This is a genomic window from Butyricicoccus intestinisimiae (genome assembly GCF_018918345.1).
In the GTDB taxonomy this organism is placed as follows: Bacteria; Bacillota; Clostridia; order Oscillospirales; family Butyricicoccaceae; genus Butyricicoccus_A; species Butyricicoccus_A intestinisimiae.
This window is the reverse complement of record NZ_JAHLQI010000002.1, coordinates 584,420-600,259: the sequence shown is the minus strand read 5'-3', so window position 1 is coordinate 600,259 and position 15,840 is coordinate 584,420. Positions and strand designations below refer to the sequence as shown.

The 15,840-nt window shown below is 43.3% G+C and carries 13 protein-coding genes; all 13 read left to right on the top strand.

The window, feature by feature from the left end; genetic code table 11:
• Positions 1-9: 9 nt before the first annotated feature.
• From KQI75_RS06325 to KQI75_RS06265, 13 genes are read left to right on the top strand one after another with little or no spacing between them, the layout of a single operon-like run.
• A complete protein-coding gene (locus KQI75_RS06325) occupies positions 10-1,410 on the top strand; it encodes a polysaccharide biosynthesis tyrosine autokinase (protein ID WP_216469874.1) in 1,401 nt (466 codons plus the stop codon).
• A complete protein-coding gene (locus KQI75_RS06320) occupies positions 1,391-2,899 on the top strand; it encodes a polysaccharide biosynthesis tyrosine autokinase (RefSeq protein ID WP_216469873.1) in 1,509 nt (502 codons plus the stop codon). The genes KQI75_RS06325 and KQI75_RS06320 overlap by 20 nt, the downstream gene beginning before the upstream one ends.
• Before the next feature lie 8 nt (positions 2,900-2,907).
• Positions 2,908-4,773 carry a sugar transferase gene (locus KQI75_RS06315; protein ID WP_246566420.1) on the top strand — a complete coding sequence of 622 codons (1,866 nt, stop codon included), beginning with the start codon at positions 2,908-2,910 and terminating at the stop codon, positions 4,771-4,773.
• 19 nt (positions 4,774-4,792) lie between these two features.
• Entirely contained in the window at positions 4,793-5,896 is a 1,104-nt protein-coding gene (locus KQI75_RS06310) for an EpsG family protein (RefSeq protein WP_216469872.1), read from the top strand.
• A gap of 10 nt (positions 5,897-5,906) precedes the next feature.
• On the top strand, positions 5,907-6,977 hold the full coding sequence (locus KQI75_RS06305) for a glycosyltransferase family 2 protein (protein ID WP_216469871.1): 1,071 nt from the start codon (positions 5,907-5,909) through the stop codon (positions 6,975-6,977).
• A gap of 11 nt (positions 6,978-6,988) precedes the next feature.
• Entirely contained in the window at positions 6,989-7,807 is an 819-nt protein-coding gene (locus KQI75_RS06300) for a glycosyltransferase family 2 protein (protein WP_246566419.1), read from the top strand.
• A gap of 20 nt (positions 7,808-7,827) precedes the next feature.
• Positions 7,828-8,841, top strand: a complete 1,014-nt coding sequence (locus tag KQI75_RS06295) for a glycosyltransferase family 2 protein (RefSeq protein WP_216469870.1) — start codon at positions 7,828-7,830, stop codon at positions 8,839-8,841.
• A 4-nt stretch (positions 8,842-8,845) separates the two neighbouring features.
• On the top strand, positions 8,846-9,976 hold the full coding sequence (locus tag KQI75_RS06290) for a glycosyltransferase (protein ID WP_246566418.1): 1,131 nt from the start codon (positions 8,846-8,848) through the stop codon (positions 9,974-9,976).
• A gap of 1 nt (position 9,977) precedes the next feature.
• The gene (locus KQI75_RS06285; protein ID WP_216469869.1) at positions 9,978-10,685 is read left to right on the top strand and encodes a DUF1919 domain-containing protein; all 708 of its coding nucleotides are present in this window, start codon (positions 9,978-9,980) and stop codon (positions 10,683-10,685) included.
• Between the two features lie 4 nt (positions 10,686-10,689).
• The gene (locus KQI75_RS06280; RefSeq protein ID WP_216469868.1) at positions 10,690-12,519 is read left to right on the top strand and encodes a hypothetical protein; all 1,830 of its coding nucleotides are present in this window, start codon (positions 10,690-10,692) and stop codon (positions 12,517-12,519) included.
• The gene (locus KQI75_RS06275; protein ID WP_216469867.1) at positions 12,516-13,640 is read left to right on the top strand and encodes an acyltransferase; all 1,125 of its coding nucleotides are present in this window, start codon (positions 12,516-12,518) and stop codon (positions 13,638-13,640) included. The genes KQI75_RS06280 and KQI75_RS06275 overlap by 4 nt, the downstream gene beginning before the upstream one ends.
• The gene (locus KQI75_RS06270) at positions 13,637-14,851 is read left to right on the top strand and encodes a glycosyltransferase family protein (RefSeq protein ID WP_216469866.1); all 1,215 of its coding nucleotides are present in this window, start codon (positions 13,637-13,639) and stop codon (positions 14,849-14,851) included. Before KQI75_RS06275 ends, KQI75_RS06270 begins: the two co-directional genes overlap by 4 nt.
• Positions 14,848-15,825: a glycosyltransferase gene (locus KQI75_RS06265; protein ID WP_216469865.1), complete on the top strand. Its 978-nt coding sequence runs from the start codon at positions 14,848-14,850 to the stop codon at positions 15,823-15,825. The genes KQI75_RS06270 and KQI75_RS06265 overlap by 4 nt, the downstream gene beginning before the upstream one ends.
• The last annotated feature ends 15 nt before the right edge of the window (positions 15,826-15,840 follow it).

Sequence of the window (15,840 nt, the reverse complement as noted above, 5' to 3'; positions counted from 1 at the left end):
GGGATGGGCATGGAACAGAATCTGACAAAACAGATTGACATTTTTAGTATCCTGAGAGATGTGTTGCACGAATGGGCGACCATCCTGCTGTTTGCCGTCTCTGTGAGCCTGCTGACCAACGTGGCTGTTGTGCAGACGTATCAGCCGGAGTACACGGCAAAAGCAATTTTTACCGTCTCGGCAAAGAGCACCAATAACACGATTTATCAGGATCTTTCCTCGGCGGAGGATTTGGCAAAACGCTTTACACAGCTGCTTGACAGCACAGTGCTCAAAAAGACCGTGGCAAAGGATTTGGGACAGGATACCTTCACCGCGGAGACCTCTGTAAAGCAAATTGAAAAGACAAACATGGTGGAGCTCAATGTTTCGGCAAATTCCGCGATGGATGCATATCGAACCATTCGTTCCATTATGAGTAATTATAATACGGTTTCGGATTATGTTCTCGGCAATGTCATCATGTATGTGATTCAGCAGCCGAGCATCCCGCTCGCACCGATCAATTCGCGAAGCCCGATCAAACCGATGGCATATGCGTTTTTCCTTGCGCTGGCGCTGGGTATTTTCTATATCGCCGTGCTGTCATATCGGAGAGATACCGTCAAAAATGCGCATCAGGTGCGCGAAAAGGTGGATGCAAAGCTGCTCGGCAGCATTTCCCATGAGCGCGTGCGCAGGCAGAAAAACAAAGAGCATCCGTCTATGCTGATGGACAATCCGCTGCGCAGCTTTGCGTTTGTGGAGTCCAACCGGATGATGGCATCGCGCGTGCGCAGCCGAATGGACCGCAAGCAGGCAAAAGTCGCACTGATTACCAGTGTGGCGGAAAACGAAGGCAAATCGACGGTGGCAGCCAATCTTGCCATGGCACTGGCAAAAGAAGGCAAGCATGTTTTGCTGATTGACTGTGATTTTCGCAAACCATCGCAGTATAAAATTTTCCAGCGTCCGGAGCATGAAAGCATTGATTTGCTTCAGGAACTGCGCCGCGGTACAGCGGAACGGGTTGCCATGCCGTATAAAACAACAGCTATGTATGTGCTGTTTAACAGCAAAGCGAATGATTCTGCGGAGCTGGTCATGGAATCCGGCGAACTGCGCCAGATGATTCACAGATATCGCGCCCAGATGGATTATATTATTTTGGATACGGCGCCGCTTGCACTGGTATCTGATACGGAGGAAATGGCACGACTGGCGGATACAACCATTCTGGTCGTGCGGGAAGATGCCGTGCTGGCAAGCAAAATCAATGACTGCATTGATATTCTCAATCAGACGGATGCACCGGTGCTCGGCTGTGTGCTGAACAACAGCATGAGCGGCAAGGTGCGCAGCAGTGCATCAAAGACAAGCGAGCATGCACATGTATCATATGGAGGTCATTATGGAAAAACAGCAAAATAATCTCCGAGAAGAAGAACTGGAAAAAATGGACCTGCTCGCCATTGTCGATGACATTTGGCGCGGTCTCAAACGATTTTGGCTGTTGTGCATTGTTGTCGTTGCAACCTGCGCGATTGTGTCGGCGTTTGCCGTCATTATTGCATTCACACCGACGTATGAAGCGTATTCTACCTTCGTCGTCAACAGCAAGACGGCATACAGCGACAACGCCGCATACACCAATTATTATAATGAGACCAGTGCCAGCCAGCTGAGCCAAACCTTTCCGTATATCTTGACGAGCGGCGCGCTGAGCGACGTCGTTGCAAAGAGCTTGGATATGGATTCGGTTCCGGCAACCATCACAGCGGATTCGATGGAGGGCACGGCACTGTTTACCATTCGTGTTCGTGCGAAAGACGCGCAGACAGCATATGATGTGCTGCAGGCTGTCATTCAGAACTATCCGTCCGTTGCAGAGTATATCATCGGTGACACCGAGCTGAAGCAGATGGATGAAAGCGGTGTGCCGGAGCAGCCGGTAAATCAGCTCAGCTTTAAGCGGTCTGCGGTCAAGGGCGCGTGTGGCGGCATGATTCTGTGTCTGCTGTTCCTGCTGTTTGACGCGCGCACCAGAAAGACGGTTCGCCGAGAAGAAGATTTGAAATCTGTACTCAGTGTGCCGTATCTGGGCGGTATTCCGTTTATCAAGGTGAAAAAGCGCAGCGATAAGAGCAAGGAACAGATTTTGGTAGACAAACAAAACCAAGCTGGAATGCTGGGCGAACGCATTCGCGTGGTGCGCAATCGTGTTATGAAAGCGGCGGAGGAACAGAGAAGCGGCACCGTATTTGTGACCAGTGCCGCAGAAGGCGAAGGCAAAACAACTGTCGCAGTCAATTTGGCAATTTCTTTGGCGCAAAAGGGCAAGCGTGTCGTGCTGGTGGACGGCAACCTGCGAAAGCCGGCAGTGGCAGGAGCGATGGGGCTGGAACCGGGCGCATATGGTACGATTGATGCACTGGAAGGTGCGCCGCTGGCTGCGGACAGCTTTCAGACATATGGCTCTGACGGTCTGCGCGTGTTGACGGGCAGACCGCTGGAAGCGGAAGAATGGGATGCATTTCAGCAGAAAAATATTGAATTGATGCTGGACAAGCTGCAGCCCCTGTTCGACTACATCATCATTGATACACCGCCGTGCGGCGAATTGGCGGATGCCCTGCTGTTCGCCCGCTGCGTGCACAATGCGGTATTGGTCGCACGACACGATAAGACTCGCGTGGATCAGATTTTGTCAGCGGCGGAACTGCTGGCAGAAACGGGAACAACACTGATTGGCTATACCATCAACGGAATCGAAGCCGGTATCACAGGCTATGGCTACGGCTATGGCTACGGATATTATGGCCGGTATGGATATGGCAGAAAGTATGGTTATGGTTATGGGTATGGCTACGGCTATGGCTATGGCGAAAAACAGGAGAAACATTCTTCAAAGAATGGATAAGGAAGGACATGGCGCGTAAAGATATGCAGAGTAAACGGAAAAAACGATGGCTTGCGGCGGGCGTTGCCGCTGCTGCGCTGGGAATGGCATATCTTGGACTGTCTGCTGCCGCGAAAGCGCAGCGCAAACAGCAGGAACAGGAATATGGGTCTGCGCAAGAGCAGCAGGAAAAATGCGCCACTCCAAAGCATGTATCTGCATATGATGCAACATGGAAACGCATTGCAGACAAAACCTTGTCTTTTGGCGGGCTGATTGCATTGGCGCCGGTTTATGCTGTGATTTCCGCTGCCGTATATCTGGATGATCCGGGACCTGTTTTGTTCACACAAAAGCGCGTGGGAAAAAATAAAGCATATTTTCCGCTGCATAAATTTCGCAGCATGAAAATGGATACGCCGCATGATATGCCGACGCATTTGCTGCAGGATCCGGAGCAATATCTCACCCGTGTCGGGCGATTTTTGCGAAAATACAGCCTGGATGAATTGCCGCAGATTTGGGATATCTTTGTGGGAAATATGAGCATCATCGGCCCGCGGCCCGCGCTGTGGAATCAGGAAGATTTGATCGCTGCGCGCGATGCATGCGGCGCCAATGATATTCGGCCGGGACTCACCGGCTGGGCGCAAATTAACGGCAGAGATGAGCTGGAAATCGCAGAAAAGGCGCGCTATGACGGGGAATATGTGCAAAAAGAGAGCTTTTCCTTTGATGTAAAATGCTTTTTTGGAACCATCGCTTCTGTTCTCAAACATGAGGGCGTTGTGGAAGGCGGAACGGGAAACGGTCAGCAAAGAAAAAAGATTGTCATCTTGACCAATCATTCCTATATGCTGTGGAGGTTTCGCCGAGAATTGATAGAAGATTTGGCGAAAGAACACGAAGTGGTTTTGGGAATGCCGTTTGTCGGTCATGAACAAGATTTTATGGCATTGGGAATGCGGTGCGTCAATATAGACGTTGACCGCCGCGGAATCAATCCCGCCACAGATGCCAAATTGATTCATACATATTATCAGCTGCTCAAACAGGAAAAACCGAATCTGGTCATTACATACTCCATCAAGCCCAATATTTACGCGGGCTTGTGCTGCCGTGCTCTGCACATTCCGTTTTGCGCCAATGTACAGGGGCTGGGAACGGCGTTTCAAAAGCCGAGATTGGCCAAAGCGGTTACGATTTTATATCGGGAAGCATTTCGCGGCGTGAAAACCGTATTTTTTGAAAATACAGCCAATGCGCAGGAATTTATCAATCGAAAGATTGTCTCACAAGAGAAAATAACCGTGCTGCACGGCGCAGGCGTTGACGTACAGGCGTATTTCTATCAAGCATATCCGGAAAATGCATGCGTTCATTTTTTATATCTGGGGCGCATTATGAAGGAAAAAGGAATGGATGAATTGCTGGATGCCTGCGAGCAGCTGCATGAGGAAGGCTATTCCTTTGTATTAGACCTTGTTGGATTCTTTGAAGATGCATATAAACAGCGAATCAATCAACTGTCTGCGCAAGGCATCGTTGTATTTCATGGATTTCAGCAAGAACCGCGCCCGTTCTATGCTGCGTGCGACTGTGTGGTGCTGCCGTCTTATCATGAGGGCATGAGCAATGTCCTTTTGGAAGCAGCCGCGACAGGACGCCCGGTGATCACATCGGATATTCCCGGATGCAGGGAAGCGGTCGTCGATCAAAAAAGCGGTTTTTTGGTGCCGAAGGGTGATGCGCAGGCGCTGTATCGGGCGATGAAACACATGCTGTCCATCGACAGAGCACAGAGAGAACAAATGGGACTTGCCGGACGCAAATGGATAGAACAGCAATTTGGAAAAGAACAGGTTGTGCGGGAGACAAAGAACGCACTGATGTAAGATTTGGGGAGAAAGAAAGATGACACTGACAAATTACTGGTGGCTGCTGATCTGGATGTTTGCAGCTGGCGGAATCATAGCGTGGGCTCTGCCAAAACAGCCGGTTATGGTGATGGGAAAACGAGAATATCGCTGGACCATGTCATCCGCTGTCATTTTTGTACTGCCATATATTATTTGGGCTGGTTATCGAAAAAATATCGGCGATACAGAGACCTATCGGAAAACATTTCGAGAATCCGCATCCTCGTTATCGCAAATTTCTCAGGCTGTATCAGATACGGCCAAAGACAAGGGCTTCACTTTTTTGACTGTATTGATTAAGAGCATCATTGGCAATTCCGATATAATTTTCTTCATGCTGATTGCGATTGTACAGATGCTTTGTATTGTCATCGTATTCCGAAAGTATTCTACGAACTTTTGGCTCAGTATGTTTTTGTTTGTTGCATCGACCGATTATCTGTCGTGGATGCATAACGGCATGCGTCAATTTCTTGCGGTAACGATTATTTTTGCCTGCACAGGGCTGCTGCTCAAAAAAAAATATCTTCCGGTTATCCTTGTCATTTTGCTGGCTGCAACGATACATGGCTCTGCGCTGTTTATGCTGCTCATCATCTTTCTTGCACAAGGCAAGGCGTGGAACAAGAAAACCTTGCTGTTTATCGCAGGTATTCTCTTAATCATTACAGGTGTCGATCAGTTTACGCAGCTTTTGCAAAATGTGCTGACAGACACACAGTACAGCGATATGACGACAAATGAAATATGGACAACGGATGATGGCACGAGCTTTATCCGTGTTCTGGTATACTCCGTGCCGGCAGTCTTTGCCTTCTTGGGAATTAAGTATATAGAGGAATCCGGAGACCCTGTGGTAAATTTGGCGGCAAATATGTCGATTGTAACCGCAGGCCTGTACGTTGTTTCGATGTTTACCAGCGGTATTTATATCGGACGCATGCCGATTTACACGTCATTGTATTCTTATATTCTTCTGCCGTGGATTTTTGAGCATGCATTCAATGAACGATCCAAAAAATTGATGTACGCGCTGACGTGCGGATGCTATTTGGTGTTCTTTTATTATCAGATGCATGCGACGTGGGGGATATTGTAAGGGGTGTAACATGCAAGAAATAGATGCTCAATCCATAAAAGTGTCAATCATTGTTCCCGTGTATAATGCAGAAAAATATCTCAAACAGTGCGTAGAAAGTCTTCTGTCGCAGACCTACAGAAACGTAGAAATAATTTTGGTGGATGATGGAAGTCCGGATGAATGTCCGCAACTTTGCAATGCTTACGCGTCCAAGGATAAGCGCGTTCGAGTAATTCATAAAGAAAACGGTGGGCTATCTTCTGCTAGGGAGACAGGAATTCAAAACGCCAATGGTAATTATATCGTAGTTGTAGATAGTGATGATTGGCTTGAACCAAACACAGTATCAGACTGTTTGAGTATTGCACTTATAGACAATGCTGATTGTGTTATGTTTGGCTATGTGCGGGAATATCCACAAAAGAGTATATCATCTCCCCTCTTTGATTTTAACTTTTCTTATGAACTACCTGCTTCAGAAGAAAAGATTCATCGTAGAGTTGTTGGATTGATAGGTAATGAATTAAGGAACCCTCAACAGATCGATAGCCTTTCTTCTGTTTGTATGAAGTTATACAGGTCTGATATTGCGAGAAAAGGAAAAATTATCAGCGAACGAATTGTTGGCACATCTGAAGACACAATTTTTAATCTCTATGCACTTGACGGGTGCAAGGTTAGCTACATCAACAAATGTTTTTATCATTACCGCAAGTCTAATGCGCAGTCTATTACGACACAGCACAAACCGGATCTCGCGGAAAAATGGGATGTTATGTATGACGTCATGCAGGAGTATATAGATGGCTCTGGTCGGAAGGATGAATATCGTACGCCTTTTCTGAACCGCGTTGCTTGTGGCATGATTGGTCTTGGATTGAATGAAATTGGCAGTTCAGAGAGTATGCATAAAAAGTCACGACATCTTAAAGAGATATTGGATAAGCCATTATACAGAGAGGCGTTTTTACAGTTTGATACCTCATATTGCGATGCAAAATGGAAGCTATTTTTTTTGCTATGTAAGAAGCGTTGGACATTTTTGCTGGCGGTACTGCTGCAAATTATGAATTATCTGCGGCCACGGTTGGCTAACTAAGGGAGTGTATTATGGTAAAAGTTTCAATTATTATGGGCGTTTATAACTGTGCCACGACACTACCAGAGGCCATTGACTCTATTTTCGCGCAGACTTATTCAGATTGGCAGCTTATTTTGTGTGATGACGGTTCAAAGGATGGCACATATGTTGTGGCAAAGGCATATCGGGAAAGGTTGCCCGACAAAATCATTCTTCTTAAAAATGAAGAAAATATGGGGCTGAATCACACACTTAATCGTTGCCTGCAAGTTGCTACCGGCGAGTATGTAGCACGGATGGACGGAGATGATGTTTCTCTTCCGACCCGACTTGAAAAAGAAGTTGCATTTTTAGATGCACATCCTGAATATGCCATTGTCAGTACTCCGATGATCTTTTTTGATGAAAGTGGTGATTGGGGGCGAAGCTATGCCATTGAAAAGCCTACAAAACGCGACTTTATCAAGCATAGCCCAGTTCATTGCCACGCGCCCTGTATGATACGAAGAAAAGCGTATTTAGCAGTAGATGGGTATACGGAAAATAGACAAATGCTCCGCTTTGAAGATGTAAACCTTTGGTATAAGCTCTACGCTAAGGGATATGTCGGTTATAATTTGGATGAGCCGCTTTACAAGATGCGGGATGATCATGCCGCTGCAAACCGTAGAAGTCTAAAATCTCGTATGAATGGAGTATATGTGACCTATGTTGGTTTTAAGCTGTTTCAGTTTCCATGGTATATGTATGGATACGTCGTCATTGATTTTTTGAAGCATTTTATTAAGGGGATTATGCCAGGACGGTTGTATATGAAATTTCATAAGAAAAGCGAGCGTAAGTGGTAACTGCACTTTTGGAGGATTGCATGAAGATGGTAAGTGTAATAGTGCCGATTTATAATGCTGCATGCTATTTGGAATCGTGCATCGACAGTATAATCAACAATACATATCGCAACTTGCAGATTATATTGATTGATGATGGCTCAACGGATTCATCTGCTGCGATTTGCGACAAATTTGCGGCGAGTGACAGCAGAATTGTTGTTATCCACCAGCGTAATTCTGGGCTTGTAGCTGCGCGTAATGCGGGAATCGGTGCGGCTTCTGGAGATTACATAAGCTTTGTAGACGCAGATGATCAAATTGCCCCGGAGTTTTATGCAAAAATGGTTGCAGCAATAGAAAGTAAAGATGCCGATATTGCTGCATGTGAATACAGAAACAAACTTGAAGACATTTCTTTAAATCAAAGTTCAAAATTATGCAATAGCGCAGTACTTCAAACATTCGAGGAGCAGCTTTCGGTACTGACATGTGCACCATCTATTCGTAGTATAACGTGGACTGGCCCCTACGTATGGAATAAGCTCTATAAATCAGATAGAATTACAGAGCTGTTCAAAAAAGAATGTCTAATGTGCGAGGATTTACGATTTAATTATGACTATATAAAGTCGAGTAATAAGATGGTAGTTGTGATGGAGGGCTTGTATTTCTACAGACTGCATGATGGGAGCATAACTGGTGTTTACAGAAAGAAAAAAAGTTCATCTGCTAATGGTGTGGCAAATGCTAAACTCTGGGCTTATATTGCGCAAAATGCGGAAGGCATTAGTAAGACTCTTCATAATTATCTGCAAGCACGTGCTGCTTATACGGCACATGGTGCACTTTGGCGTGTTTACTTATTCGGAGAGGAAGAAATATATAGCGATTTTGTAAAAGAAGCCAAAAGGATAATTTATGCTGCATCTTCTCTGCTCTGTCATGACAGAGAAACATATGGAGTCCATGTAAGGTGTGCTGTATGGAGTTGCGCGCATGTATTTGTAATCTGGAAAATGATCGTCAAGTGTAGTAGCCTATTAAGTAGGTGATCGTTTGAAACCAACTATGAAAAAAGTATTATTTCTCATCCACGACCTTGGTCAGGGTGGCGCTGAAAAGGTATTAGTTAACTTAGTCAACAACATGGATCGGTCGAAATTTGATATTTCTGTGACAGTACTTTTTGGCGGCGGTGTGAACGAGCAGTTCCTTGCGCCAGACATCCACTTTCGCGCAGTGTTCCCAAAAGAAGTGCCGGGTAACAGCAAGCTAATGAAGCTGCTGACACCAACGCAGCTGCACCGAATGTGCGTGAAGGAGCATTACGATATTGAGGTCTCCTATCTGGAAGGTCCGTCTGCACGTATTATTAGTGGTTGTCAGGGCGCAACCACCAAACTCGTATCTTGGATTCATGTGGAACAGCACACAATAGAGCGTCTGGCAGGTTCATTCCGTAATCAAAGAGAGGCACGTGAGTGCTATAATCGCTTTGACCAGACTGTGTGCGTCTCACAGTATGTCTATGATGACTTCTGCCGTATTCTTAATTTTCAGAAACCATGCCGTGTACTATACAATACGGTGGAGTCCGAGAAAATATTGGCTAAAGCAAATGATGCTGTATCGGAACTGATGAATGACGGAAAAATACGGCTTATGGCAGTCGGAACGTTGAAGGAGTCCAAGGGATATATGCGGCTGCTGTCCATCATTAAGCGCCTGCAGGATAAAAACTATCCTGTACATCTCTATATTCTAGGTATTGGCCCGCTTCAGCCGGAAATGGAACGCTATATTCAAACAAATAACCTGCAAGGAGCTGTTACCCTGCTCGGCTACCAGACAAACCCTTACAAATATGTCGCAAAGTGTGATTTGTTTGTATGCGCAAGCTATGCTGAAGGATTCTCCACCGCTGCAACGGAAGCGTTGATTGTTGGAACACCGGTTTGCACTGTCGAAGTATCCGGCATGAAGGAAATGCTGGGTGAAAATAATGAGTATGGATTGGTAGTAGAAAATAATGAAGAAGCGCTCTATCAGGGAATTAAAAAACTGCTGGACGCTCCGGAACTCTTAAAACATTACAAAAAGAAAGCCGAGGAACGGGGAAAGATGTTTAGTACGGAAAAAACAGTTCGTGTGGTAGAGGTAATGTTAATTTCTTTAGGAGGTCAATGATTTGAATACAAAGCAGTTGATTAAACGTTTTCTGTCCGAAAATAACCCGCTTGTAATTCAGCGGAGGACAAATATGCGCAATAAACTTACAAATAAAACGCCGACGTTTTTTTGTCCAAATTGTATTGGTGGATTACTTTTTCATGATTTGGGGTTGCAGTTTAGATCGCCAACAGTCAATCTAATGATGTATCAAACTGATTTTTTGAAGTTTGTTTTGCATATGGATGATTATCTAAGTCGGGAACTGTATTTTTTTGAACATCCGGAATATAAGTTCCCCTGCGCACATTTGGGAGATATAACAGTCCATTTTACACACTATCAAAGCGAGAAAGCAGCAGCACACGCATGGTATGAGCGCTCAAAGAGAATTGACATAAACAATATGTTTGTTTTTTTAGAGGAACGAGACGGATTGACAAAAGAGAACATTGTGCAGCTTGGGAATATACATGCTCGGGGACTGGTTGTATTTACAGCACATGCATACCCCGATATTCCGTATGTTTTACAAATTCCTAAATATGAGGGTGATGGTGAGATTGGAAATATTCTTCGTAAATCATATCTGGATGGACATTATGAATACGAGAAATATTTTGATTTTGTAAAATGGTTTAATGAGGCAGATGGAAATTTTGATATTCGCCCATTTTTGAAAAGAGACAATTTATGTCAGTCGAGGAGTGCTAGAACTGTGAGGTAGTACCATGTATCAATTTGACAAACTAAAGCTAGTGATTTGGGACTTAGATGAGACTTTTTGGAAGGGTACATTTTCTGAAGGAGATGTAACAATTCCAAATAAAAATAGAGAGTTAATCAAGGATTTAACAGACATTGGAATTGTCAATTCGATTTGCAGTAAAAACGATGAGTCTCAAATAATGAATTATTTAAAAGAACAAGATCTAACGGATTATTTTGTTTTCCCATCTATAAACTGGCTTCCAAAGGGCGAGAGAATCAAACAGTTAATTTCTGATATGAAACTCCGCCCAAGCAATGTTTTGTTCTTGGATGATAGTCTATCAAATCTTGGAGAAGCATCATTTTCATGTCCTGAAATAATGACAGGAACTCCGGAGATTATTCCTGATTTAATAACAGACGTTCAAAAGGTAAATAAAAAGGATTACTCGCATAAACGGCTTCAGCAGTATCGTGTTCTTGAAGAAAAGCGCAAAGCGCGGGAAATATTCACATCCAATGAGGAATTTCTATATCAAAGTAATATCTGTGTTACAGTTTCTACCGACTGTGCATCAAATCTTGAACGTATCCATGATTTGATTATCCGATCTAATCAGCTTAATTTTACGAAGATCAGGAGCACAGAGGCACAATTGATGTCTCTGTGCTCTGACTCAGATACGAAATGTGGCTATGTATCCGTTAAAGATCGTTTCGGTGACTATGGAATTGTTGGGTTTTATGCGATAAAGTCAAATCAATTACTTCACTTTGTTTTTTCCTGCCGTACCTTGGGAATGGGAGTTGAACAGTACATCTATAATAAACTTGGCAGGCCGGAATTGACGGTCGTTGGGGAGGTAATCAGTGATCTGTCCAACAGAGAGATTCCTGGATGGATTAATCAGAATAAGGTCAATAAAACCTCAAAAAAAATGAAGATTGACAACCTTTCAAAGCATTCAGTCTTGGTGAAAGGGCCATGCGACTTATTTCAGATATATCCGTATGTTGCTGATACGGAACTATTTGATACAGAATTTACATATGTTACGAATACAGGATTGGTGGTTGAATCTACCGGTCATACTACTCATGTTGTAGAGGCTTTGCGTTTAACAGAAGCACAAAAACAACTAGTAGTCCAAGAAGTTCCATTTGCCAGTATCGATATGTACAACGATAATATTTACAAGTTTCCTTACAAGATCGTGTTTCTAAGTATTCTTTCAGACTGTAATTTAGGCGTTTATCGTCGAAAGGAAACCGGTGAACGACTGGCTTTTCTGGAGTATATTCATCCCATTACAGATCCATCTAATTGGTCGAATCTGATAGCTGGACAATATCCGACTGCAAATTTTCATTTTACGGATGATATTTTAAAAAAATTTGCTGCTCAATATGAATTTATCGGAAGAAATACTCCTCAACAGATCGTTGAAAATTTAACGTATATCCGCAGTAATTTGTCTGAGAGTTGTGTTCTTGTTATTATGCTTGGCGGTGAACTTTGTTATGAAAAAAATACATTTGAGGCTTATAGGGATCGACATATTGTTCATAAACAGGTTAATGCTGCGATCCGAAAATGGGCAGAAAATCAGCCCAATGTGCGTTTGATAGATGTTAATAAGTACATAATAGATCAGAACAGTTTTTATGACCATTTTAATCACTATGTAAAGCCGGTATATTATGCTCTGGCAGCAGAAATGGTTGCTATTGTAAATGATGTTATCGGAAGCCAGATTTCGGAAACAGCACGTTCCAAAATGCTGTTGATTCGCGCAAAGGAAATATTAGCCCCTGCATACTACAAATTGAGAAAGGTTTTTAAAAGATGAGTATATCAAATAAGCGGGATGCCAACCTTGACTTGTTGCGTATCATATCCATGCTGCTTATCATTTTTCTTCACTCTATTGACCATAGCGGCGTTCTGGAGCAAGCGGATGTGTGTGGAGGAGGGATATATGCCTACGTACGCTTTACTTATGCATTGTGTCAGGTATGCGTCAACTGTTATATTATGCTGAGTGGCTATTATTTGTTAAACTCCAAGTTTCATGTTCATAAGCTGGTTGCGTTGTGGATGCAGGTCGTTTTTTATTCCTTTGTACTGAGAGTACTGTTTATGATAATGGGTCGGCATGCGTTTTCAATTGTTTCTCTTTTAAGTTGTTTTGTGCCCGTGCTAACTGGACGGTATTGGTTTGTTACAATTTATGTGGGATTGTATTTACTATTTCCATTTTTGAATAAGCTTGTTTGGGCGATGAATAAGAAAGAACACACATTGATGAATATTTGTCTATTTGTTCTATTTAGCTTGAGCATATCAATTTATCCTTCTTTTATGGGTATGAATTCTGGCGGTGGCTGGGGAATCGCTTGGTTTGTGGTGCTATATCTTTTGTCGTCATGGTTAAGATTGTATTATACTCCCAAGAATAAACCCGCAGTGTTAGTAGCGGTGTTTGTTTGTATACCGCTCATCATGTCGGCAAGTCAGATTGGTGCTAGGGCGGCGGGGATAGATATTTTTCAATGTATTATAAGCAATTGGTATCGATACGACTCAGTGCCGGTTTATTTGATGACATTCGCCTTATTTGCTGCATTTTTGAACATACGTATAGAGAATAGCTACATGAAAAAAATAATATGTGCTGTCGCACCTCTTACGCTTGGAGTTTATCTAATTCATGCTCATGCAGATGTATCTCCTTGGTTATGGGAAACGCTTAATTTACCTCAGTATATGGAGTATACATGTTTTCCGCTGTTGCAGTTGATGTGTGTGGTTGTAATTTTTATAGTTTGTATAGCAATTGATGCATTGCGGCGTAAGATACTTGGAAAGCTGGAGAATAACCACGTGGTTTGGACGTTCTGCGATAGAATTTCCACAAAATCTGCAATGCTTTTAAAAAATATAATTGATATTAGAGAGGCTGAGAGATGAAAATTCTTGTGATAAACGGCGATTGCATCCAAACAAATACGTCTGCCAACCTTTGCCATCTTGCTTATATCTGTGGATTGTTAGATGCTGGTCATGAAGTGAGTCTCTTGAGCGCAGACGGAAGGGACTATAAAACAGATCCAGCCATGGCGATTCCTGCGGGTGTCAAACATTATACAATTTATGGCACTTCCTTTTATGAAAGAATTTCACTAAAAAAAAGAGAGAGAATTTCCAAATTCGTTAAGACGGAGATAAGAAGCGTCCAAGATTCCGAGGCGAATGGCGGGATCATGCAGCGATTAAAGTCTGCTGTATTGACTTGCTATGGCGTCCATGGAATATATGCTACTTTTGTTCGCAGAGCGCAAAGATTTCGGTCTGATGTCGCATATGATTATGTTATCTCAATTTCTACGCCCGTTACGAGCCACCTCCTTACTTATAATCTCCTGAAAACGGGGCATATCAAAGCTACACATTGGATTCAAATATGGGAAGATCCATGGTATTCGGATGCTTACGGATTTAACGGAAAGACAGATATTTTTAACGAAGAAAAACGACTGTTGTCCTTTGCAGAAAGAATTTGTTATGTCAGCCCTTTAACTCTGAATAATCAGCAGAGGCTATTTCCTGAGTCGGCGGAAAAGATGTTTTGGATGCCACTGCCCGCATACTACAAGGACGCTACACCTGTACATAAAACCTCTGGGCGAAATATCTACGGCTACTTTGGTGACTATGCGCCAGCGGCAAGAGATTTAGAACCATTTTATACAGCGGCAGACAAGGCAAGAGTCGAGGTCAATATCTGTGGAAACCCAAGTAACCTTTTCCATTCGACAGATAAGATTCACATCCATCCGCGCCTTCCTTTAGCAGAATTAAAACCAATTGAGGACAACACCAATGTTCTTGTGTTTCTCTGCAATCGGCAGGGCGGCCAAATACCGGGCAAGATATATCAGTATTCTGCAACGGACAAAACAATTCTATTTATCCTTGATGGCACAGATGATGAGCAGGCTATGCTGAAAGACTATTTTGGCAAGTTTAATCGATATATTTTCTGCCAAAATACTGTGGAAGATATCACCCGCGCAATTCGGCAGATAGAATCCGGAGACATCGGTTCTGTTCAAAATGTGTCACTGGATGACTTTGAGCCAGCTAAGATTGTCAAAAGCATTTTAGAGGCAACAAAATGAATTCCATGAGTGCTATGAAGATCAGCATCATCATCCCTGTTTATAAGGTTGAACCATATCTTGACAAGTGCATATCTTCTATCGTAAACCAGACTTATACAAATCTAGAGATTATTTTGGTCGATGACGGTTCGCCGGATCAGTGTCCGCAAATGTGTGACGCATGGGCGGAAAAAGATGCAAGAATTCGGGTAATTCATAAAGAAAATGGTGGATTGTCAGATGCACGCAATACAGGTATGGCTGTTGCAACTGGAGAGCTAATGACATTTGTTGATAGCGATGATTGGATTGATCCTGATATGTACAAGCACCTTTATCAGCGCATGGTAGAAGACCATAGCGATATCGCGGCTTGTGGAGTGCAGATGGTGTGGGAAGATGAAACACCGCCCCGTATATTAACCCGCATGGGCAATCATGTTTTAAGTAAAGAGGAAGCCATGCAAGCTATTATAGAAGAATCGTGGCTTAAACAACCTGTTTGGTATAAACTTTATAAAACAAATTTGATAAAGGATATTCTATTTCCGGTAGGAAAATACCACGAAGATGTTTTTTGGAGCTATCAAGCTGTTGATAGAGCAAATAAAATATCAATTTCGGATCATATTGGATATTATTATCTTCAGCGCAATGGCAGCATTATGGGGGAAGAATATTCGCTAAAACGACTGGATGCTATTGAAGCAAAGGTACAGCGGCATGCATATATCAAAGAAAACTTTCCTGCGCTGGAAAATCTTAGCGCAAAAGATTTATGGTTTACTTGTATTTATCAGGGACAGATGGCGCTGCGAAATCTGGACGGTGAATCAGCGAAGCGTGTGATAGCGTACTTAGAAAAAAATTTAGCAAGGATGCCGCTGCCAAGCTGCACCGGAAATTTGAAAGAAACTGTATGGCTTGCTATGTCAAATACAAACCTGTTAAAGACATGTAAGATTCGAAACACACTGCGTATAGGACTATAATAAGGAGATTAGAAG

Coding starts and splice junctions, on each gene's coding strand:
- KQI75_RS06315 (WP_246566420.1), top strand. CDS start 2,908: ATGGCGCGTAAAGATATGCAGAGTAAACGGAAAAAACGATGGCTTGCG.
- KQI75_RS06280 (WP_216469868.1), top strand. CDS start 10,690: ATGTATCAATTTGACAAACTAAAGCTAGTGATTTGGGACTTAGATGAG.
- KQI75_RS06295 (WP_216469870.1), top strand. CDS start 7,828: ATGAAGATGGTAAGTGTAATAGTGCCGATTTATAATGCTGCATGCTAT.
- KQI75_RS06275 (WP_216469867.1), top strand. CDS start 12,516: ATGAGTATATCAAATAAGCGGGATGCCAACCTTGACTTGTTGCGTATC.
- KQI75_RS06310 (WP_216469872.1), top strand. CDS start 4,793: ATGACACTGACAAATTACTGGTGGCTGCTGATCTGGATGTTTGCAGCT.
- KQI75_RS06320 (WP_216469873.1), top strand. CDS start 1,391: ATGGAAAAACAGCAAAATAATCTCCGAGAAGAAGAACTGGAAAAAATG.
- KQI75_RS06305 (WP_216469871.1), top strand. CDS start 5,907: ATGCAAGAAATAGATGCTCAATCCATAAAAGTGTCAATCATTGTTCCC.
- KQI75_RS06325 (WP_216469874.1), top strand. CDS start 10: ATGGAACAGAATCTGACAAAACAGATTGACATTTTTAGTATCCTGAGA.
- KQI75_RS06265 (WP_216469865.1), top strand. CDS start 14,848: ATGAATTCCATGAGTGCTATGAAGATCAGCATCATCATCCCTGTTTAT.
- KQI75_RS06300 (WP_246566419.1), top strand. CDS start 6,989: ATGGTAAAAGTTTCAATTATTATGGGCGTTTATAACTGTGCCACGACA.
- KQI75_RS06270 (WP_216469866.1), top strand. CDS start 13,637: ATGAAAATTCTTGTGATAAACGGCGATTGCATCCAAACAAATACGTCT.